Here is a 21,285-nt window from a genome sequence, read left to right as displayed (position 1 = left end):
TGAGCTCGCGCCCTCGCGCCCTCGCGGAGGGCAGCAAACCTCCCGGTTGACACAGGGCCCCCCGTAGGTAGAATGCGCGCCCCCATGGTTTCCGCGACTCAGCAAACCCAGCGCATCCGCCGGCGCAAGGCGCGCACGGCGGGCACCCGCCGCAAGCGCTTCGAGCGCGCACACGGCACCCCCGCGTTCCCGATCCATCCGGCGGGTTACGACCAGAACGCGCCGGACGCCCTGCGCGCTGCCACGCCCGCCGAGGCGCAGGCGAAGAAGTAGGAGAGCTTTTCTCATGGCCAATCACGCATCCGCCGACAAGCGCAACCGCCAGCGCATCACGAGGACCGCGCGCAATCGCGCCATCAAGTCGGAGCTCCGCACGACCGTCAAGAAGGCGCGCACCGCGCTGAAGGGCGTTCCGCAAGAGTCCGCTACGCCGGTGGCCGCCGCGGTGAGCGCGCTCGATCGCGCCGCGTCGAAGGGGACGATCCCCGCCAAGCGCGCGTCGCGCGTGAAGAGCCGCCTCGCCCTCGCCCTTCACAAGGCGAGCGCTGCCGCCAAGACCGCCGCGAGCTGAGAACACCCTTTCCGCACGTACGCCCCGCTCACCGCAAGGTGCAGCGGGCGTCGTCGTTTTGTCCCCCCGCAACACCCCAGGCCCCCGTGTCGTTCCGCCGCCGCCGTCACAGCCACGGAGAGCGTGGCTCTTCCGCTCCGCCCCTCTCCAACCGATGACGCCAGCGGCGGGCACCCGCACAGGAGACGGGTCCAGATCGGCGTTTTCGGCGCGGAAGCGCACTCCGGTGCGCTGAGCACCGAAAACGCCGAGATGGGCCCGTATCCGAAGCGGGTGCCCGCCCCTTCAATGGGCGTCGGCCCAGGTGGGTCCGTGACCGACGTCGACGACGAGAGGGACGTCGAGCGGGAAGACCGACTCCATGGCCTCTCGCACCTTCGCCTTGGCCTCGTCCACGGCCTCGGCCGGCACCTCGAACGCGAGCTCGTCGTGCACCGTGAGCACCATGCGCGCGCCGGGGACGACGGGGCGCGGGATGCGCACCATCGCGAGCTTCAGGAGATCCGCCGCCGTCCCCTGGATGGGGGTGTTCTGCGCGATGCGCTCCGCCTGAGCGCGGCGCATGCGGTCGCTGCTGCGCAGATCCGGGAGCAAGCGGCGCCGGCCGAGCAGCGTGCGCACCGACTCGGAGCGCTTCGCCTCGGCCATCGTCCCCTCCATGAACTCGTGCACGCCCCGGTAACGCGCGAAGTAGGCGTCGATGAAGCGCGCCGCCTCCGCCCGCGAGATGTCGAGCCGCTTGGCGAGCGCAGACTCGCCCATGCCGTAGATCACGCCGAAGTTGATCGTCTTGCTCCGGCGGCGCATCTCGGCGGTGACCCCTGCCTGGTCCACGCCGAAGATCTCCATGGCCGTGCGCACGTGCACGTCCTGCCCGGTACGGAAGGCGTCGACGAGCACCGGGTCCTTCGAGAGGTGCGCGAGGACGCGCAGCTCGATCTGGGAGTAGTCCGCGCTCACGATCACGCTCCCGGGCGGCGCGACGAACGCGCGCCGGATCATCCGGCCGAGCTCCGTGCGGATCGGGATGTTTTGCAGGTTCGGGTCCTGCGACGAGAGCCGCCCGGTCGCGGCCACGGCCTGGCCCCAGCGCGTGTGGAGCCGGCCCGTGCCCGGGTGCACGAGGCGCGGGAGCGCGTCGACGTACGTGCCCTTGAGCTTGGCGATGGCGCGGTGCTCGAGGACCACCCCGGGGAACGGGTGCTCCTCCGAGAGCGCCTCGAGCACGTCGGCGTCGGTCGAGCGGCCGGTCTTCGTCTTGCGCTGGGAGCGCAGCTTGAGCTCGTCGAACAGGACCGCCTCGAGCTGCTTCGGCGACGCCAGGTTGATGTCGTGCCCCACGAGCTCGCGCGCCTTCTGCTCCAGCGCGGCGAGCTCGGTCGTCATCTGCGCGCCGAGCTGCGCGAGCGCCTTCGGGTCGACGAGGACGCCCGTGAGCTCCATCTCCGCGAGCACGGCGGAGAGGGGCAGCTCGATCTGCACGAGCAGGTCCTCGAGCTTCTCGGCGCGGAGCCGCGGGCGCAGCCGATCGGTGAGCGTGAGCGCGACGTCGGCGAACGCGGCCCCGTAGCTCGACGCCTCGCCGAGCTCGATCTCGTCGAGGCCGCGCTGCGCCTGCCCGCGGCGCTTCGGGGCCACCTCGTCGAGGGTCTGCATCTTGGCGCCGAGCTCGCGCTCGGCGAGCTCGTGGAGCTGGTTCTTCCCCTCGGGATCGAGCAGATAGCTCGCCAGCATCGTGTCGAAGGAGACGCCCACGAGCCCGATGCGGTGCCGCAGGAGGATCACCTCGCAGAACTTCACGTCGTGGCCGACCTTCGGGAGCTCGGGGTCGGCGAACAGCGGGCCCATCACCGCGTCGATGTCGCTCATCGAGAGCTGGGCCGGCGCGCCGAGGTAGCGGTGGCCCAGCGGGACGTACACGGCTTGCCCCGGCTCGCAGGCGAGCGCGACGCCGCAGACGTGGGCGCTCATCGGCTCGCGGCTCGTCGCGAGCACGTCGAGGGCGAGGCGGCCGGCCGCGCGCGCCGATCTGGCGAAGCCCTCGAGCTCCTCGCGCGTCGTCAGCACGCGGTAGGTCGCCGCGCGCGCGGTCGGCTCGGGCGCGCGGACCGCCTTGAGGAAGCGCGAGAAGCCGAGCTCGGTGAAGAGCTCGCGGAGCCTGCCGGTGTCCGCGCCGCCGTAGCGCAACGTCTCGAGGTCGAGCGATACGGGCGCGCCGCCGTCGAGCGTCACGAGCTTCTGCGAGAGGCGCGCGTCGGCCTCGTTCTGCTGGAGCGACTCCCGGATGCGAGGCTTCTTGACCTCGCCGATGCGCTCGTAGATGGCCGAGAGCGAGCCGAACTGCGCGAGCAGCTCGGCGGCCGTCTTCAGGCCCACGCCGGGGACGCCAGGGACGTTGTCCGAGGTGTCGCCGACGAGCGCGAGCAGGTCGCGCACCTGCTCCGGGGGCACCCCGAACTTCGCGACGACCTCGGGGTGCCCGTAGACCTTGTCGCGCATCGCGTCCCAGAGCATCACCTGCTCGCCGTCGACGAGCTGCATCAGATCCTTGTCGCTCGACGCGATGACGACGCGCAGCCCCCGCTCCTTGGCCCGCGCGACGGCGACGGCGACGAGATCGTCCGCCTCGAGCCCCTCCTGGATGAAGATCGGGATGCGGTACGCCTCGACGATCTCGCGGCACCGGCTCATCTGCACCCCGAGATCGGGCGGCGGCGGGGGCCGGTGCGCCTTGTAGCGGGGGTCGAGCTCGTCGCGGAACGTCTTGCCCGGCGAGTCCATCGCCACGCCCAGGTACGCGGGCTTCCGCTCCTCCACGAGCTTCGTGAGCATCGCGACGGTGCCGTACGTCGCGTGGGTCGGCTCGCCGCTCGGGCTCGAGAGCGGGCTGATCGCGTGGTAGGCGCGGAAGACGTAGCCCGACAGGTCGACGAGGTAGAGGACGTCCGGAGCTCCGGCCGGGGGAAGCGCGGTAGGGCGCGTGGACATGGACCGACCCTTAGCACCTCGGCGCGCGGCCGTTCACCGAACCACGACGTCGCGCCGTATCGTCACGTCGAGGGTGCGCCCTTCCCTCTCCACGCCGACGGCGACGACCGTCCCCGCCGGGCCGCGGAGGCGCTGGATGCAGTCGGCGAGCTCTAGCTCCGTCGTGGGCCGGCCGTCGATGCGGGCGATGACGTCGCCAGCCATGAGCCCGGCGGACGCCGCAGGCCCCCCGTCGACGACGCCAGCGATGATCACGCGGCCCGAGGAGAGCGAGAGCATCGCGCCGATGCCCGTGAGCTCCTCGCGCGCCCCGCCGTCGTCCAGCTGGCGGAGCTCGACGTCGACCCGCGTCGACTGCGCGCCGCGCGCGTCGAGGCCGGACACGATCTTGGCCATGTACTGCTGGTGGCGCACGCGCACCGAGAACGGGCCGCTGGCCGGCACGCCTTCGAGCTCGTAGTCGCCGTTCCCGTCGGTGAGCGCGAGCGAGATCGCGTTCGCGCCCGACGAGGTCGCGGAGTCGAGCTCGACCTGGGCCTCGACGACCGGCGCGCGCGACGCGGCGTCGACGACCCTGCCCCTCAGCGTCGCGCCCTGCGGCAGCACGATCCGCACGCGTTGGGCAGCGCGGCCTGCCTCGACGTCGACAGGCCGGCTCCGCGCAGGCGGGCGTCCGGCCGAGCTCGCCGTCAGCACGTAGCGGCCCGGGGCGAGCGCGTCCCACCGGAACGCGCCGCCCGGATCCGACACCTTGCGCGCGCGGCCGTTCACGTTCGAGTTCGCGCCGGACCCGGCCGGCGTGAACGACTCGATCGCCAGGAGGTACGCCTCGACGGGCCTGCCCGATGGATCCACGACCTCGCCCACGATCGAGCCCGCGGCGAGCAGGCGAAGGACGTTGTCGCGGCCCGCGGCGACGCGCGTGGGCTCGGCGTCGCCGTACGGAGGCTGCGCGGCGGTGGCGGTGCAGCCGTCGGCCTCGGCCGGCAGCTCGAAGCGCCCCTCGCCGTCGGCGCTGGCCGATGCGCCCGGCGGTTCGCGGCAGCTGACCATGGCGCCGGCGCTGGGGTGGCCCTCCGGATCCAGCACCACGCCGCGGACCGGCCCCACGCTCGCGGCCGTGACCTCGCGCGGCGGCGCTGGGGGTGGTGGCGGCGCCGGTGGCGCCTCGACCTCGCGCGGCGCCGTGAGCTCCGGCTGCGGTGGAGGGAGCAGCGCAGCGGCCGGCTCGCGCCGGGCCGGCATCACGGGGCCAGGCCGCGGCAGGAGCAGCCAGACGAGGACCGGCATGACCAGCAGGGCGACGGAGAGCAGCGCAGCGGAGAGCCAGGCCCTCCGCTGCGCGCCTGCCGTCCCGCTGTCCGCCATGCCATCCTCCGCCGCCGGTTTACCGGCCGGCGTCGGCCTCGTCCGCCGAGCCTTCGCGCGCGCCTTGAGGGGCGGCGTTCGAGTCGGCCGGCCCTTCCGGCGATGCCTCGTCCGTGGGGCCGAGCGCGGGGCCCCGTGGCTCGGCGGGCCACGGCGTCTCGCTGGAGGAGCCGCCGCACGCCCCGAGGAGCAGGATGAAAGGTACGAGCAAGGTGCCGGACCGCATCGCCGGCATCCTAGCTCGTTTTTGCAGGGTGGTCATGACGGCCGGGCACACCGCTCGGTGGTCATGAGGGCCGGTCGGCACCGCCCGTGGTCATGATGGCCGGGCGCACCGGCCCTGAAGCGAGCGCGGCAGGCGCCGGCTCAGCGCGTGGACAGGTTCGTCCGGGCGATCCAGAGGCAGGCGGCGGCGTTGACCGCGCACCACACGACGAGGGCCATCCGGCCGAGGGGACCGGCGACCTCGCCGAGCAGGACGACCGATGTGAGGTAGGCTGCCGTGCCGACGGCGAAGCCCGCGATCACCGGCCGGAGCCTCTTCACGCCGAAGAAGAGCGCCGTGAGGCCGAGCGGGACGAGCGCGTTGGCGAGCGGCAGCCAGCGGTGGACCGACGCGCCGAGCAGCATGTCGAGGTCGGCGATCGGCCGGGCCAGCACGTCGACCGCGAGATCCACGCGCGGCAGGAGCCACGGCGCGAAGAAGAACAGCCCCGGCCCTGCGGCGAGCGCCGGGATGAGGAAGCTCGCCCGCCATGGGCTCGTGGCGGTCGCGTCCTTCTTGCGGGCGCGGCGCGCGACCCACGTCGCGAGCGCCAGCAGCGCGAGCAGCCGCACGACGATGTGGCTCTGCGTCACGCGCACGACGGAGCTCGCGGCGTCGAGGATGCCGGCCCCGTAGAGGAGCTTGCCGCCGTCGGAGTCGTCGACGACGCGCGCGCCTGCGCGGAGCGCGTCCTCGACCGCGCGCGGGTCCGTCACGCCGAGGCTCACGACCAGCGCCGCCGCGCCGGCCACGTGGGGCGCGGCCATCGAGGTGCCGCTGTACGCGTAGTAGTTCTGGCACTTGTCGCGCCCGCGGTTGCAGATGGTCTGCTGGGTGACGTTCACCCCGGGCGCGGCGACGTCGACGCCCTGGCCGCGCGAGGAGAACCTCGCGATCTTGTCGTTCGCGTCGGTGGCGCTCACGCCGATGACGCCATCGGAGGCGCCGGGGAACTGCACGCGCCCGCCGGTGTTGCCGGCCGCCGCGACGACGACCGCGCCATGCGCGATCGCGTCGTCGATCGCGCTCTGGAGCACCTTGGAGTTGCGCGGGCCGCCGAGGCTCAGGTTGATGACCTGGGCGCCGTGCTCGGCTGCCCACCGGATCCCGTCGGCCACGTCGGCGGTCGTGCCCCAGCCGCTCTCGTTCAGCACCTTGACCGGCATGAGCCGCGCGTGGAACGCGAGCCCCGCGGCGCCGAGGCCGTTGTTGGTCGACTGCGCGATCGTTCCGGCGACGTGCGTGCCGTGCCCCTGGTCGTCGTTCGCGTGGATCGTCTTGGTGACGAAGTTCCATCCCTCCACGCACTCGGTCGAGGCCAGGTCGGTCCCCTTGGTGAAGGGCCCGTGGTCCTCGCACGCGATGCCGGTGTCGACCACGGCGACGGTGACGCCGCGACCGGTGGCGAAGTCCCACGCGCGCTCGGCGCCCACGCGCGCCATGTGCCACTGGTCCTTCAGCAGCGGGTCGTTCGCGACGAACGAGGCGCGCACCCACGCGAGCGGCTCCGCCGCCTCCACGCGCGGATCGCGCGCGAGCCGCTCCAGCGTCGCGCCGACCGGCCCGTCCACCGTGGCGATCTGGATCCTGGTCTGTGACGTGAGCGCCGTCGGCATCACGCGCAGCGAGAAGTCGCGCACGAGGTCCGCGAGCGACGCGTCGTCGAGGTCGTCGCGCGCGTCGACGACGATCTGCCCGGGGATGTCGTAGCTGGTCTCGTCGAGCTCCGAGGCCATGCCGTGCAGCGGCTCACCCGCTGTCGCAACCGGTTCGATCAGCAGGTCCTGGCCGCGCAGCGACGGGCCGACATCGACCGGCAGCGCAGTGTTGACGTACCCAGGGAGGTGAGGCTCGAGCATCCCCGGCGAGCGCGCCGCGAGGACGGCGCCGGCGCCTCGGCCGTCCGTCCCATCCTCGGCCCTGGCCGCGCCCGCCGCTGCGACCACCGCTGCCGCGGCGAGCAGCGACGTCGCGAGCGCGCGTCCGGTTCGGAGATTTGCGGTCCCTGGCCAACGCAGAAGACGAGACGTGTGCATGCGGGTCTCCTCATCGGCAGGGTAGCGCCGCCGCCCGCGAGCAGCCATCGCTCCAGCATCCTCGCGCCCGCCGTTGCGTCCGTGCGCCAGCCCCCCTCAAGCCCCTCGCCGTGTCCCGACGGCATCAACCGCCCTCCACAACCACGGACTTCCTGGAACCACCAGACACCACCCCACCGCCCCTCAAGCCCAAGCTCCCAACCACCGCCCTCCATGGCAGAGCCGCCGGCGGAGGGTGGAGCCGCGCGGGAGGGCGGCGGGGGTGGGCCCCACAAACCCGAGCGCCGACCCGCACCGAAGCGAGTCGCCCCCAGCCCCACCCCACCCTCATGTACGGCAACAGCCCCCCAAAAGGCGCGAGTTTGTGGGGGGACCCCCGCCGCCCTCCCGCGCGGCTTCACCCTCCGCCGGCGGCCCCCGCGTCTAGGTGCGCCCTCCAACTCGCTCGCGTGGGCCGTGCCCCCGCCCGCCGTTCAGCTCAGTTCACTTCGGCGTGGCCCAGAGTCCCGCCATCCACGCTTCCACGTCGCTCACCGACCTCGGGATATCGCTCGACAGGTTCCGATACCCCGTCTCCGTGACGAGGATGTCGTCCTCGATGCGCACCCCGATGCCGCGGTACCTGGCCGGCACGGTCTCGTCATCGAGCTGGAAATACAGCCCTGGCTCGACCGTGAGCACCATGCCCGGCTTGAGCTTGCCGAATTTGTAGACCTGCTGCCGCGCCTGCGCGCAGTCGTGCACGTCGAGGCCCAGCATGTGGCTGACGTTGTGGAGCGAATACCGCCGGTAGAGCTGCCTGTCGTCCTTGAGCGCCTCCTCGGCGGAGACGTGGAGGATACCGAGCCGCTCGAGCCCCCGGGCGAGCACCCGCATGGCCGCCCGGTTCGGCTCCATGAAGTCGTTGCCCGGCTTCACCTCGCGGATCGCCGCCTCCTGCGCCTCGAGCACGAGCTCGTAGATCTCGCGCTGCTCCCTCGAGAACTTCCCGTTGATCGGCAGGGTCCGGGTGATGTCGGCCGTGTAGAGCGCGTTGCCCTCGACGCCGGCGTCGACCAGGAGGAGCTTGCCCGGCTCCAGCGCGCCGTCGTTCCTCGTCCAGTGCAGGATGCACGCGTGGTGGCCCGACGCGGCGATGGTCCCGTAGCCGACGTCGTTGCCCTCGACCCGGGCGCGCAGGTTGAACGTGCCCTCGACCTCTCGCTCGCTCCGCGCGCGAGGGAGCGCGCGGATGACGTCCTCGAAGCCCCGCTTCGTCGACGCGACGACCGCCTCGAGCTCCTGCACCTCGAGGGCGTCCTTGAGGAGGCGCATCTCCGAGAGCGCCTCGCCGAGCTGCTTGTCGCGATCGTGCCGGGCGAGGAGCTTGTCGACGCGCTCGGACATCCCGCGGAGCACGCGGTGGGGGCGCGTCACCGTGCCGACGAGGCCGCTCAGGTACGCGTCCAGCTCGGGCAGCCCGCGGCACTCGTCGACGCCGAAGTGCGCGCGGCTCTGCTCGACGCCGAGGCGGGGGCCGACCCAGAGCTCGCCCTTGGCGCGATCGGTGAAGAACGTCTTGTCGCTGCGCCCGGGGTTCGGCTCGACGAAGAGGATGTCCCGGTGCCCGCCGCCCTCCTGCGGCTGCAGCACGAGCACGCAGTCAGGCTCGAGGTTGCCCGTCAGGTAGAAGAAGTCCGAGCCCGGGCGGAAGCGGTAGTGCGTGTCGTTGGAGCGCACCTTCTCGTGCCCGGTCGGGATGATGAGCGTCTCCGCCGGGAAGAGCTTCGACAGGGCGCGGCGGCGGGCAGCGAACACCTCTGCGTGCGCGATCGCCTGCGGGAGCTCGCCGGACGCCGGCGCCCAGCGCTCCAGCATGAACGCGATCAGCGCCTCGGGCAGCGTCGAGTCGTGGCTCGCCGGCTTCGCCTCGGCGCCGGGAGCCGCAGCCGCGGGCGCCTCGGCCGGGCCGCCGTCGGCGGGCGCGCTGTGGGCAGGATCTGCCTGGAGGGGGGCGGCGCTGGTCTCGGGCGGTTGGCTCATCAGGCTCGAACTATGGGTCGATCAGGTGAGGTCGTTCAAGCCAAAGCGCGCGCCCGTTCACGCTGGGGCGGATCCACCCGTGCGCCGAGGCGGCGCGTCACCCGACCGAGGCGCCGCCGTCGACCGCGAGGATCTGGCCGGTGATGAAGTCGTTTTCAGCAAGGAACACCACGGCGCGGGCGACGTCTTCCGCCTCGCCGATGCGCTGGAGCGGGATGCGCTCGCGGAGGCGAGCGAGCGTGGCCTCATCGTAGGAGGACGGCGGCAGCACCGTCCCGGGTGCCACGCCGTTCACGCGCACCTCCGGCGCCAGCCCCACGGCGAGGCCGCGGACCAGGTGCGCGAGCGCGGCCTTCGACACCGAATACGGAATGTAGTTCTTCCAGGGCCGCTCGGCGCTGATACAGACCATCGCGACGACGCTGCCGCGGCAGACGCGGAGCGCTGGGGCGAGCTCGAGCGTGAGCAGGTACGGCGCGGTCGCGTTGAGCGCCATGGCGCGATCCCACGCGTCGGCGGAGAGCTCGGCCGGCGGGACCCGATCGAAGTTCGCCGCGTTGTGAACAAGGAGGTCGAGCCGGCCCGACGACCAGTCGAGCACCGCGCGGGCGAGCGCGGCGAGCGCCCCCCGGTCGTGGAGGTCCGCCTGGAATGCTGCAGCGCGGCGGCCGAGGGAGCGCGCCTCGTCGACGATGACGTCCGCGCCGGCGGCGCTCGTGGCGTAGTGGACGGCCAGGTCGGCGCCGGCGGCCGCGAGCGCGCGGGCCGTCGCGGCGCCGAGGCGGGTGCCGGCGCCGGTCACGAGGGCGATACGGCCGGTCAGGGGGGCATGGGGCATGGGAGCTGTGTAGTCGATGCGGGGCCCCGCGCGTCGAGAGGGCCGACGTCACGCGCCGCCGTTTTTTTCGTCCGCGCCGCGCGCCATGGCACGCTGCTCCGGCTTTGCCGACGCCTCCGACACGCCGAGCAGCCGCACAGGAACGGTCCCTGGAGCCGCCGCGCCGCCTGCGCGCCCTCGCCGCGGCGCTGCTGTGCGCGACCGGATGTACGGAGCGGCTCGAGTCCATCGATCTGCCGAGCATCGGCCTGCCGGGCCTCGATCCGCCCGCCACGAGCGCCCACGCGGCGCCGGCGAGCGCGGCGCCGCGGGCCCCGAGCGCGCCGCGCGCCGCCGGGACAGCGAGCGCCGCGCCGCGCGCCGCCGCGCCGGCGACCCGACCCGAGTGCGACGAGCTGCCGACGGAAGAAGAGGAGCGGCGCGCGCAGCTGCCGCCCCTGACGGCGCTCGGGAAGGCCGTGCCCACGGAGCCGTGGTCCCCGCCGCCGTACGAGGTGCTCCCGGGCGTGACGCTCCCGGCGAAGATCGCCGCCAAGGTCGAGCAGATCGACCAGGGCTACGCGCGACGCACGCGCGAGCACCTCGTGATCACGAGCGGGACACGCGACGCGAACCGCCAGGCCAGGGCGATGTTCACGAAGCTCAGGCTCGGCGAGGACCTCCTCCAGCTCTACCGCAACAAGGCGGCGGTCCAGGAGATCAAGAAGGCTTATCAGGCGAACTCCCGCAAGCCGCCGGAGCAGGTGGTGGCCGCCATGGAGGCCGTCATCCAGGACCAGATCGACCGGGGGATCTACGTCTCCGCGCACCTGCGGAGAGGCGCCGTCGACGTGCGCAACAGGACCATGTCGTCCAAGGAAAAGCGCGCGTTCCTCGAGAGCGCCGCGGAGGTCGGGGGTGTCCTGGTGCTCGAGGAGACGACGCCCGCGCACTACCACCTGCAGATCGATTGACGGGCACCTGCAGATCGATTGACGGGCTCGCTCCGCTCCATGGCGCGCCGTCTACATGGCGCGCCGCCGGGCGTCACGGCATGCGCATCGGCGCGACCACGCTCGCCACGCGGCGCAGGCGCAGCGAGTGCCCGAGGAGCATCGCTCCCTCGACGATCGCGAACGCTCCGATGAACCAGACGAGCGCCAGCACGCCGGCCGCCGGGAGCGCCACCATGAGGACGCCGAAGATCACGAAGACGGCGCCGCTCAGCCCGAGCCAGACCTCGTTGGTGATCACGTGCCGGAGCTTCACCGCGCTGACGATCTTGAAGATGCCCAGCACGATGGCCCACGCAGCGATCACGCCGTAGAGCGTGAGCGCGGTGATCATGGGCCGCCAGAACGTCAGGACCGCGATCCCGACGCCGAAGATGCCCTCGACCACGGAATACACGCCGCCGCGGCCGCTGAGCGCGGACGCGAACGCGGCGCAGCCGTCGAAGAACGCCCACACGCCGAACAGCAGCACGAGCGTGGCGAGCGATGGGAGCGGCCACAGGAAGAACAAGAACCCGAAGAGGATCCCGACCACGCCCCTCAGGGCCAGCAGCCACCAATACCGTCCCAGCGATTCCATGCCTCACCCCTCCTCTGGCATCCACGTCGCTCACATCCGGCGGACGCGCGCGGCCTGAGCGCACGGCGCGTCCGCCGCTCACGCGCGGAGAGCTGTGCCGCTCATGCCCGCACGGCGTCACATGGCCCGGGCTGGATGCACGTCCCCTGCCCGACCGTGGCGGGCGAGCTGCTCAGCAGCCTCGGGCAGGCGAGCCCATCGAAGGTCGATCGCTGGTAGGTGTCACGCGCAGGCCTCGCGGCGCGCGAGGCTCACAGGCCGGCGATAGGCCCGCTCGCCGGGTCGCCGTACTCCGACAGCTCGACGCCGAAGTAGTTGATGATGGAGCAATGGAGCGCGCCGGTCGGCGGCTTGTTGGCCTTGACGGCGCGGCCTGTCTGGAACCCCCCCACGTGCCCGGCGAGCATGATGGGCATGTTGGTCCGACCGTGGGAGTCCCCGTCGCCGTTCTCTGACGTGTAGAGCACGAGCGACTCGTCGAGCAGGTTGCCCGTCGCCGTCTGGGCGGCCTTCATCGCGTTGAGCAGGTAGGCGAAGCGGCGCACCTTGAACCGCGACGTCTGGACGACGCGGGCGTTCGCGATGCGCATCGCCTCCGCCTGCGGCAGCCCGTCGAGATCGGTCGCGCGGTCGCGATCGCCGAGCTTGTGCGAGATGAAGTGATCGCTCCAGTCCCCCACGCCGTCGGGCAGATCGTACCCGGCGAAGTCGAGGCCCCAGCTGTTCGAGTACTGCAGGACGAGCACCCGCGTCAGGTCGCAGGTGAGGGCGAGGAGCCCGAGATCGATCATCTGCTTGAACTTGCCGTGCAAGTTCTGCCCTTTCGTGGGCGCGCCGGGGACGGTGCAGCCCGACTGCGCCGTGGACTGGATCTGCTTCTCCAGCTCGAACACCGACTCGAGGTGCTGCTCCACGCGCGCCCGATCCGCCGCGCCGAGGCGCAGGTTCAGGCGCCTCGCGTCCTCTCGCACCCAGTCGAGGACGCTGGCGCGGCGCCGCCGGATGTCGTCCATCTCCTCGCTGGGGTTGCCCATGTTGCTGAAGAGCGTGTCGAACACCTTCGCCGGATCGCGGAACGCATCCTCGACCTGACCGCCGTCCCTGAACGAGATGAAGCCCTGCGTGACCGCCGTGTCGCCCGTGGGGGACAGGTTGAGGTTGCGGAACGGGGTCTCGGCCGCGATGTGGTTGGCGAGGTACTGGTCGAGCGTGGCCTTGCGCGGGACGGCCGTCCCGCCGCCGTCGGTGTGGGCGCACAGCGCCATGGCCGGGCTGTGGATGTCGGAGCAGATCCCCTGGTGGTCGACGCCGGACACCATCGTGACGTCGCGCCAGATCGCGTCTCCCGCCGGCCACTCGCGCTCGGCGTCAAAGCCGTTCATGTCCACGAGACAGGGCGGCAGCCCCTCCGCCGAGAGCGGCCCCTCCGTCTTCGGGTGCCACGCCCCGGGATCCGTGCCGTTCGGGACGAAGAACGCCACGAAGCGCTTCGGATCCGCCGGCGCGGCGCTGGCGCGCTGGGGCCGCATCACGTCGAGGAACGGCAGGGCGACCGCGACACCCGCCCCGCGGAGCAGAGCTCTTCTCGAGATCTTCACTGGCGACACTCCTCTTCCGTCGGTCGAACCGTGTGCGAGCACATCACTCTGGCGCCCTCCGCAGCCGGAACTCCGGCGAGCGCACGATGGCGGTCAGGAAGGAGCGGAACCGGTTGCCGTCCTGCGTGAAGCTCCCCGCGGAGGCGTCGATCGCGCAGCGGTCCTCGGCCGCCGGCTCGCGCCCCTGGGTGTAGATGAACAGCTTCTCCGCGACGCAGGCGGCCAGATCGGGGCTCCGCCGCAGCTCCGCCGCCAGGGCAGCGAGCGAGTCGAACGACTCGTTGGCAGCGCCCTCCAGGCGCGGCGCCAGCCCGAACTCGTCGATACCGATGCTCCCATCGTACTTCCCCAGCTTGTCGTACTGGGCGAAGCCGACGCCGATGGGATCAATGAGCGAATGGCAGCCAGCGCACCCTTCCTGGGTGTTGCGCTTCTGGAGGACCTCGAGATACGTCAGGCCGGAGAGCTCGCTCTCCAGCTGCTCGAGGAGCCCCGCGGGGATCGAGATCTTCTCGCAGAGGAAGGCCGCCCGGAGCCACTGGCCGCGCACGGCGATGAGATCGCCGTCGTTCTTGGCGCTGATGAGGCTCGCGTGCGTGAGAAGCCCCGTGTTCGCCCGGTGGTGGCCGGCCGGGAACTCCACGCGGCTCACGCCGTCTCCCGATACCTCGAGGCCGTAGAACTTGCCGAGCGCCGGGGTGACATACGTGTGGTTCGCGGTGAGCGCGTCGAAGAAGTCGACGTCAGGCGTGAACGCGTGCTCGCCGAGGACGAGCTCGCTTTCGGCGATCATGTCCTCGAGCAGCGCGGGCGTGAACGACGCGTCCGGGTTGACCGGCGCGCGGAGCTGCTCGAAGGTCAACCACTGCTTGAAGAAGGCGTTGAAGAAGACCTGCGTCCGCTCGTCTTCGACCATCTCCTCCGCGACCGCGCGGAGGCCCGCTTCGCTGTCGAGCTCGCCGGATTCGGCCCGCTCGAGCAGCGCTGCGCTCGGGGACCGGCCCCACAGCGTGAACGACAGCCGCGACGCGAGCTCGAGCGGCGTCAAGGTCGACGTCTGCGAGCCGGCCGAGCCGACCTCGATCCTGAACAGGAAGCTGGGCGAGGTCAGCAGCGCCTCGACGACGAAGCGGAACGCGTCCTCCCTGTCCCGCGCGACCTCGCTCGCCCGCGCGACCAGATCGCTCGCCTCCTCGGCCGAGAGCGGCCTTCGATACGCCAGCTTGCCGAAGCGCTGCACGAAGCGCTCGAGGCAATCGTCGGCCTCCGGCTCGCAGCCGAGCACCGATGTCCGGCGCGCCTCGTCCGCCATGAGCTCCTGCCCGAGCGTCTCCGCGATGGCCAGGTAGGCGCGCAGGTGCTGATCCGACACGTTCTGGAGGGCGGCGATCGTCCGGAAGCCCCCCTGACCTGTGTCTTCCGGGATGCTGTCCACGGCGGGCGGCTCGTCGAGCTGGAACAGATCCTGAAGGGTCAGCTGGACCTCGACCTTGGACAGACGGCGCAGCACGCTGGGGCTCGTCCGGGCCTCGCTGCAGTCGTAGGCGGCCGGCTTCCCGGTGGTCGGGTCGATGGGCCTGTCGTCGTCGGTAGAGCTGCCCGGGCTCCCATCGCCGAGCTGCCCGGTGCAGGCAGCCGCCGTCAGGCCGACGAGCCCCATCGCGAACATGCCCGCCGCGATGGAACGGCGGAGGAACGGTACCGATCGATCGGTGTCGGGCGGCGCTGTCTTGCTCATGGAGTGACCAGCCGTTCGGGTGGAGTTCAGCTGGCGCATCCCGAGACGTGTCCCGGCGATGAGCCGCATCGTGGCTAAGGAGAATATTTGAAGCAGAGCGGTACGTGCGCCCCGGCGTCACCTCGGGGTTCGGCCTACATTCCCGACGATCGCTCTTCTGATCAACGCTTACCCTACTTACGCCCGCCGACCAACCCCGTTCGTCGGTCGCCCGGAGACGCTCCCGCAGAGGCATTCAGGGCGGCAGAGGGATTCCGTCGAATTTTCCGTGGCGGATTGAACAGGAGGCGGGGGCAAAGAGGATCAAAATCCGACCGAATCTCCCCGTCTTTTCACCTCCCTGTTCAATTTTCCGCCACATGCCAGGCAATGAGAGGAATTGTCGGATCAGGCGGACCCATCTGCTCCAGCGCGCCGAATTCGCTCTCTGGCCGCCGGGCTCGACACCGATGCTCGTGGCGCTCTGGGAGCCTCCAAGAAATCTGGTGTGGAGATCGCCTCTGACGACAGCGTCGCCGGCTGCCTGTGCGAGCCGGGTGACGGCGCGGACTGCCGCGCTCGATCGCGCGATGAGGCGAACCAGCTCTTGCGAGTCCCGGAAATCCTGTTCTTCGAGCCTGTCCGCGCTTGATTTCCACCGGAGCGGCGCTGTACGCGCTGTACCTCGCGTTCTCGTGTAGGCTCCGGCGCGGGCGCAGACGCGGGAGCAGAGGAGCAGGGCGGTGAAGATCACATGCGTGGGCGGCGGGCCGTCGGGCCTCTATTTCGCCCTCCTGGCAAAGCAGGCAGACCCCCGGCGAGAGGTCGTCGTGGTGGAGCGGAATCGGCCCGATGACACCTTCGGCTTCGGGGTCGTGTTCTCGGACGCGACGCTCGACGGCCTCGCCGACGCGGATCGCCCGAGCTACGACGCGATCCGGAGCAACCTGGCCCACTGGGACGAGCTCCACGCGCACTTCGGCGGCCGTGTCCTCGTCTCGAGGGGGCACGGCTTCAGCGGCCTCTCGCGCCGGAAGCTGCTCGCGATCCTGGGGGACCGGGCGCGGGAGCTCGGCGTCGTCCTGCGCTTCGAGGAGGAGGTGACGGACCCGGCGGAGGCCGTCGCCGAGAGCGACCTCGTTGTCGCGGCCGACGGGGTGAACAGCCAGATCCGGGAGCGATTCGCCGACCGGTTCGGGCCGCGCATCGACGTCCGCCCGAACCGGTTCGTGTGGCTCGGCACGACGTTCCCGTTTGACGCGTTCACCTTCTACTTCGAGGAGAACCGCCACGGCCTCTTCCGGGTCCACGCGTACCGCTACGAGCCGGAGCGCTCGACCTTCATCGTCGAGTGCCGAGAGGAGACCTTCCGGCGGGCTGGCCTCGATCGCGCCAGCGAGGACGAGACGATCGCGTACTTCGAGGAGCTCTTCGCCGAGAAGCTCCAGGGACACCGGCTGCTGAAGAACCGGAGCGTCTGGCGGAGCTTCCCCACGGTGCACAACGAGCGCTGGAGCGCGGGCAACGTGGTGCTGCTCGGGGACGCCGCGCACACGGCGCACTTCTCGATCGGCTCGGGGACGAAGCTCGCGCTCGAGGACGCGATCGCGCTCGTCGACAGCCTCCAGCGGCACCGGGGCGTGCCCGAGGCGCTCGCCGCCTACGAGGCGGAGCGCAAGCCCAAGGTGCTCGCGCTCCAGCGGGCCGCGCAGGTGAGCCTCCTGTGGTTCGAGAACACCGAGCGCTACATGGCGCTCGACCCGGTGGAGTTCATGTTCAGCCTGCTGACGCGGAGCCTGCGGGTGACGCACGAGGGCCTGAAGGCGCGCGACCCGGCGTTCGTGCGCGAGATCGACGCGCACGTGGCGCGCAAGGCGGAAGCGCAGGCGGGGGCACGCCTCCTCGACGGAAATGGGGCGCCTCCGCCGCCGATGTTCACGCCGTTCCGGCTGCGATCGCTCGTGCTGGAGAACCGGGTCGTCGTGTCGCCCATGTGCCAGTACTCGGCCGCGGACGGGCGGATCGACGACTGGCACCTCGTCCACCTCGGCAGCCGGGCGCTCGGAGGGGCAGGGCTCGTCATCACGGAGATGACCGACGTCAGCGCCGAAGCGCGCATCACGCCGGGCTGCGCGGGGCTCTATCGCACCGGCCACGTCGAGGGGTGGCGGCGCGTCGTCGATTTCATCCACGCGCGCTCCCGGACCAAGATCGGCGTCCAGCTGGCCCACGCCGGGCGCAAGGGCGCGACGAAGCTGCTCTGGGAGGGCATGGATGTGCCGCTCGAGAGCGGCGCCTGGCCGCTGCTCAGCGCCTCCGCCATCCCCTACCTCGCCGAGAGCCAGGTCCCGAAGGCGATGGATCGCGGGGACATGGACCAGGTGACCTCGGACTTCGTGCAGGCGGCGAGGCGGGCGGACGAGGCCGGGTTCGACCTCATCGAGCTGCACTGCGCGCACGGCTACCTGCTCGCGAGCTTCATCTCGCCGCTCACGAACAGGCGCGACGACGCGTACGGCGGTCCGATCGAGAACCGGATGCGCTACCCGCTGGAGGTGTTCGACGCCGTGCGGGCCGCGTGGCCGGCGGAGAAGCCGATGAGCGTGCGCATCTCCGCCACCGACTGGGCGCCGGGCGGGCTCACGACAAACGATCTGATCGCGCTCTCGACGATGCTGCGAGAGCACGGCGCCGACATCATCCACGTCTCGGCGGGACAGACGGACCCGTGCAGCAAACCGGAGCACGGCAGGCTGTTCCAGACGCCGCTCTCGGAGCTCGTGCGGCTTTCGGCCGACGTGCCGACGATCGCGGTGGGCAACATCCAGAGCTACGCGGACGTGAACAGCATCATCGCGGCCGGGAGAGCCGACCTGTGCGCGCTCGCGCGGGCGCACCTCTACGACCCGTACTGGACCCGGCACGCCGCCGCGGAGCAGGGCTTCGACATCGACTGGCCACCTCAGTACAGGTCGGTCGAGAGATACACGCTCCGCATGCGGTGACCTGGCCAGGGCGGCGGCAGCGATGCCGCGCCGACCGATCGGAGCGCAGCACCCCGCGCCGGCGGTTCTCCGCACCCGCCGCAGCGCTTGCGCTCCACGTCTCCGTCTCGCAAAGTCACAAGACCCGGATGACGTCAGAGGACGTCCGCTACCGCGAGCTTGCGCCACACCCGCTTTTGCGCGGTGCGGTGCAGAGTTATTCCTCTTACGAGGAGCTACATACGGTGAGCACGGAGGAGCACTGCCTCCTGCCGGACGCCAACATCGACCTCGTCTTCAACTGCGGCGATGCGCGCCTCGAGGGGCGCGATGGACGCCTGCGTCCCTTGCCGCCCGTCTTCGTCATCGGCGCGCGGGACGAATCCACCCGGATGGTGTCCCGGGGCCTGTCGCGCGTGCTCGGCGTCCGGTTTCACCCGTGGCACGCCCTCTCCTTGCTCGAGCACGAGGCCGACGTGCGCGGATGCTGCACGATCGTGGGATCGGGCCTGCATGCGCTCTCCCAGCGTGTCGGCCCGCTCCTCGAGAGCGGCGACCACGACGCCGCGCTCCGGCTGGTCGAGGGGTGGCTGCTCGCGCGGCGCCGCGTGGCCCGCCGGGCCGCGGCCACGGTGGAGGCGGCGGGCCTCGAGCTGTACGCGAGCAACGGGGGCGCGCGCGTCGGCGCGCTCGCCGAGCGGCTCGGGCTGTCGGTCCGGCAGCTCGAGCGGCAGTTCAAGCGCGCCGCTGGGCTGTCCCCCAAGGTGCTCGCGCGGCTCATCCGTTTCTCCCGGGCCACCGAGCGCCTCGAGCTCGACCCGGGCGTGAGCCTCACGGCGCTCGCCTTCGAGCTCGGCTATGCGGATCAGGCGCACTTCATCCGGGAGTTCCGCGCCTTCACGAGCATGAGCCCCGGCGCGTACGCCGGCGAGGTGCGGCGCCGCTGGCCGCGCGACGGCAGCGGGAGAGGCGCTCCTCGAGGGGAAGACACGCGCGCTTGACCTGACCTGCGCATCACCAGCGCGCAGCGCGCCATGTCGCGTTTGTTCAATCGGAGGCGGCGCGGGGTCGTCACGGTGACCGCATGACGAGCACCGTCCACCGCCATCCCGGCGCGGGTCTGCGCCCCGGGGCGCTCTTCTTCCTTCAAGCCACGGCTTTCCTGAGCGCGGTCGGCACCGGGCTGGTCGCCCCGGTGATCCCCTTCCTTGCTGCGCGGTTCGACGGCGATCCTGCCCATGTGGCTTCGGCGGTCGGCCTGCTGAGCGCGTCCTATTCGCTCTGCGCCTTCTTCTCCGCGCCGGCGCTCGGGGCGCTGAGCGACGCGATCGGCCGCCGCCCGGTGCTCCTGCTCAGCCTCGTGGGCTCCGCGGCCGGCCATGCCTTGTTCGGCTTCGCCGACGCCCTTCCGCTCCTGTTCCTCGGGCGTGTGATCGACGGCATCACGGCGGGCAACGTGGCCACGCTGTTCGCGTACCTGGGCGACGCGTCGCCGGTCGAGCAGCGCGCGCGGTACTTCGGGCGGGTGGGCGCGATGTTCGGCGCGGGGTTGATCGCCGGCCCGGCGCTCGGCGGCCTGGCCCTGAAGCTCGGCCTGAGAGCGCCGTTCTTCCTTGCGGCCATTCTCACCGCCTTGAACGCCGCAGGGAGCTACGTGTTCCTCACGGAGAGCCTCGACCCCGAGCACCGGGCCCGCGCGGTGCCGTGGCGAAGGCTCAACCCCTTCTCTCAGCTCGCCGGTCTGCTCCGCCTGGAGCACCTCCGTCCGCTCCTGGCCGTGGGCGTGCTCTGCACAGCGGCCTTCGTCGCCCTCCAGGCGACGTTCGCGCTCCTGGCCAAGGACCGGCTCGGATGGGGCGCCGACGCGGTGAGCTTCACCGTCATCGCGGTCGGCGTCACGGACGTGTGCGTCCAGGGGATCTTGCTGGAGCGCCTCGCAAAGCGCCTCGGGGATTCACGCGTGCTGGCGCTGGGCCTCGCCCTCGTCGGCCTTGCCCTCGTGACCATGGCGCTCGTCGCCACCCTGCCCGCGGAGCCGGCGTTCATCGCGGCCATCGTGGCCTTCGCGGGCGGCGAGGGCCTGATCACCACGTCCTTCTCCGCTCTCCTGTCGCGCCTCGCCGGGCCTGCCGCGCAGGGACAGGCGCAGGGTGGCAACCAGGCGCTCCAGGAGCTTGCCTACGTGATCGTTCCGCTCGTCGCCACCCAGCTTTACGCGCGGGCCGGCGCGGGTGCGCCGTTCTGGGCAGCGGCGGTCGCCGCGGCGCTCGCTGGCATGCTCCTCCGGACGCGCGTCGTCGAGGCCCCCACCGCCGGCGGCGAGGAGTGACCTGTCCGGGCGCGCGAGGGCAACGAAAAAAGTTGAGGGCAGGCCTTGATCCTCACGCTACGTGAGGACCTAGCCTCCGGGGCATGGACGTCCTCACCCGCCCTGGAAACAGGGGTAGCGCCATGCGTTCAGCACCGTTGAAAGTCGGCGATCTCGCCCGGCAGACCGGCCTCTCCGTCCGCACGCTCCACTATTACGAGGAGATCGGCCTGCTCGTCCCGTCGCATCGCACCGCGTCGGGGCACCGGATGTACTCGGTGGGCGACGTCGCCCGGCTCCAGCAGATCAAGTCGTTGCGCGAGCTCGGCTTCAGCCTGGAGCAGATCGCCGCGTGCCTGGACCAGCCGGGGTTCTCTCCGCTCCAGACCATCGAGCTCCACCTGTCGCGGCTGCGCGAGCAGATCGCGCTGGAGCAGCGGCTCTGCACGCGGCTCGAGGGCCTGGCCCATGTCCTGCGGTCGGGAGAGGACGTCTCTGTGGAGCAGCTCCTTCAAACCATCGAGGTGATGACCATGAGCGAGAAATACTACACTCCAGAGCAGCTCGAGGAGCTCAAGCAGCGCGCGGAGGCGATGGGCCCCGAGAAGATGCGTGAGGCCGAGTCGGCGTGGAAGCAGATCTACGACGACATGCGGGCGGAGATGCAGAAGGGCTCCGACCCGAAGAGCGAGCCGGTGCAGCAGATCGTGAAGCGCATGCGGGAGCTCATCGACGCGTTCACGGGGAAGAACCCCGGCATCGAGAGAGCGCTCAACACGATGTACCGGGAGGATCCGTCGGTGAGGACGCAACACGGGAATGATCCGGCGCTGCACGAGTTCATCGGCAAGGCGATGAGCTAGCTCGCGGCGCAGGCCGCCGGCGGAGCGCCCGGCCGCACGGGGCGGAGCGCCCGCGCCGCCGGCGCCGTACGCCACGGCGCGAGCGCCCGGCCAGGTGGCCTCGGGCGCTCGCGCCGTGGCCGTTCTGCCGTGTGGGGCAATTCGCGCCATGCGCA

16 protein-coding genes are annotated in these 21,285 nt (G+C 71.5%); 7 read left to right on the top strand and 9 right to left on the bottom strand.

Translation table 11 applies throughout. The features are described from left to right. Nucleotides 1-84 precede the first annotated feature (84 nt). Together POL72_RS16885 and rpsT are read left to right on the top strand one after the other, a co-directional pair. Entirely contained in the window at nucleotides 85-273 is a 189-nt protein-coding gene (locus POL72_RS16885; RefSeq protein WP_044967265.1) for a hypothetical protein, read from the top strand. A gap of 13 nt (nucleotides 274-286) precedes the next feature. Further along, nucleotides 287-571: a 30S ribosomal protein S20 gene (gene rpsT, locus POL72_RS16880; RefSeq protein ID WP_272096401.1), complete on the top strand. Its 285-nt coding sequence runs from the start codon at nucleotides 287-289 to the stop codon at nucleotides 569-571. A 285-nt stretch (nucleotides 572-856) separates the two neighbouring features. Here rpsT and polA read toward each other — a convergent pair whose 3' ends face one another. From polA to POL72_RS16850, 6 genes are all read right to left on the bottom strand, one after another. Beyond that, nucleotides 857-3,559, bottom strand: a complete 2,703-nt coding sequence (gene polA / locus POL72_RS16875; RefSeq protein ID WP_272096400.1) for a DNA polymerase I — start codon at nucleotides 3,557-3,559, stop codon at nucleotides 857-859. A gap of 33 nt (nucleotides 3,560-3,592) precedes the next feature. After that, a complete protein-coding gene (locus POL72_RS16870; RefSeq protein WP_272096399.1) occupies nucleotides 3,593-4,927 on the bottom strand; it encodes a carboxypeptidase regulatory-like domain-containing protein in 1,335 nt (444 codons plus the stop codon). 19 nt (nucleotides 4,928-4,946) lie between these two features. Then, nucleotides 4,947-5,153, bottom strand: coding sequence for a hypothetical protein (locus POL72_RS16865; protein ID WP_272096398.1), 207 nt, complete (start codon nucleotides 5,151-5,153; stop codon nucleotides 4,947-4,949). 140 nt (nucleotides 5,154-5,293) lie between these two features. Then, nucleotides 5,294-7,228 carry a S8 family serine peptidase gene (locus POL72_RS16860; RefSeq protein WP_272096397.1) on the bottom strand — a complete coding sequence of 645 codons (1,935 nt, stop codon included), beginning with the start codon at nucleotides 7,226-7,228 and terminating at the stop codon, nucleotides 5,294-5,296. Nucleotides 7,229-7,711: 483 nt separating this feature from the next. Further along, the gene (locus POL72_RS16855) at nucleotides 7,712-9,250 is read right to left on the bottom strand and encodes an aminopeptidase P family protein (RefSeq protein WP_272096395.1); all 1,539 of its coding nucleotides are present in this window, start codon (nucleotides 9,248-9,250) and stop codon (nucleotides 7,712-7,714) included. Between the two features lie 97 nt (nucleotides 9,251-9,347). Then, nucleotides 9,348-10,088 (bottom strand): SDR family oxidoreductase, encoded by a 741-nt coding sequence (locus tag POL72_RS16850; protein ID WP_272096394.1) that lies wholly within the window; start codon nucleotides 10,086-10,088, stop codon nucleotides 9,348-9,350. A gap of 104 nt (nucleotides 10,089-10,192) precedes the next feature. Between POL72_RS16850 and POL72_RS16845 the strand changes: the two genes are divergently transcribed. After that, the gene (locus POL72_RS16845; protein WP_272096393.1) at nucleotides 10,193-11,041 is read left to right on the top strand and encodes a hypothetical protein; all 849 of its coding nucleotides are present in this window, start codon (nucleotides 10,193-10,195) and stop codon (nucleotides 11,039-11,041) included. 73 nt (nucleotides 11,042-11,114) lie between these two features. On the opposite strand, the gene POL72_RS16840 is transcribed toward POL72_RS16845, so the two are convergent. The 3 genes from POL72_RS16840 to POL72_RS16830 all read right to left on the bottom strand — a co-directional run bounded on the left by POL72_RS16840 (nucleotide 11,115) and on the right by POL72_RS16830 (nucleotide 14,996). Continuing rightward, nucleotides 11,115-11,660, bottom strand: coding sequence for an HdeD family acid-resistance protein (locus POL72_RS16840; protein ID WP_272096392.1), 546 nt, complete (start codon nucleotides 11,658-11,660; stop codon nucleotides 11,115-11,117). 251 nt (nucleotides 11,661-11,911) lie between these two features. Further along, on the bottom strand, nucleotides 11,912-13,258 hold the full coding sequence (locus POL72_RS16835; protein ID WP_272096391.1) for a DUF1552 domain-containing protein: 1,347 nt from the start codon (nucleotides 13,256-13,258) through the stop codon (nucleotides 11,912-11,914). A gap of 43 nt (nucleotides 13,259-13,301) precedes the next feature. Then, a complete protein-coding gene (locus POL72_RS16830) occupies nucleotides 13,302-14,996 on the bottom strand; it encodes a DUF1592 domain-containing protein (protein ID WP_272096390.1) in 1,695 nt (564 codons plus the stop codon). A 722-nt stretch (nucleotides 14,997-15,718) separates the two neighbouring features. Here POL72_RS16830 and POL72_RS16825 point away from each other — a divergent pair. From POL72_RS16825 to POL72_RS16810, 4 genes are all read left to right on the top strand, one after another. Then, nucleotides 15,719-17,980 (top strand): bifunctional salicylyl-CoA 5-hydroxylase/oxidoreductase, encoded by a 2,262-nt coding sequence (locus tag POL72_RS16825; RefSeq protein ID WP_272096389.1) that lies wholly within the window; start codon nucleotides 15,719-15,721, stop codon nucleotides 17,978-17,980. Between the two features lie 128 nt (nucleotides 17,981-18,108). Beyond that, complete coding sequence (locus POL72_RS16820) at nucleotides 18,109-18,960, top strand: AraC family transcriptional regulator (RefSeq protein WP_307730597.1); 852 nt, start codon at nucleotides 18,109-18,111, stop codon at nucleotides 18,958-18,960. Nucleotides 18,961-19,043: 83 nt separating this feature from the next. Next, complete coding sequence (locus POL72_RS16815; protein ID WP_272096386.1) at nucleotides 19,044-20,288, top strand: MFS transporter; 1,245 nt, start codon at nucleotides 19,044-19,046, stop codon at nucleotides 20,286-20,288. A gap of 122 nt (nucleotides 20,289-20,410) precedes the next feature. After that, nucleotides 20,411-21,130, top strand: a complete 720-nt coding sequence (locus POL72_RS16810; RefSeq protein ID WP_272096385.1) for a MerR family transcriptional regulator — start codon at nucleotides 20,411-20,413, stop codon at nucleotides 21,128-21,130. Nucleotides 21,131-21,285: the final 155 nt, after the last annotated feature.

This window comes from Sorangium aterium (genome assembly GCF_028368935.1).
GTDB classification, from domain to species: domain Bacteria; phylum Myxococcota_A; class Polyangia; order Polyangiales; family Polyangiaceae; genus Sorangium; species Sorangium atrum.
This window is presented reverse-complemented; position numbering and strand designations above follow the sequence as displayed.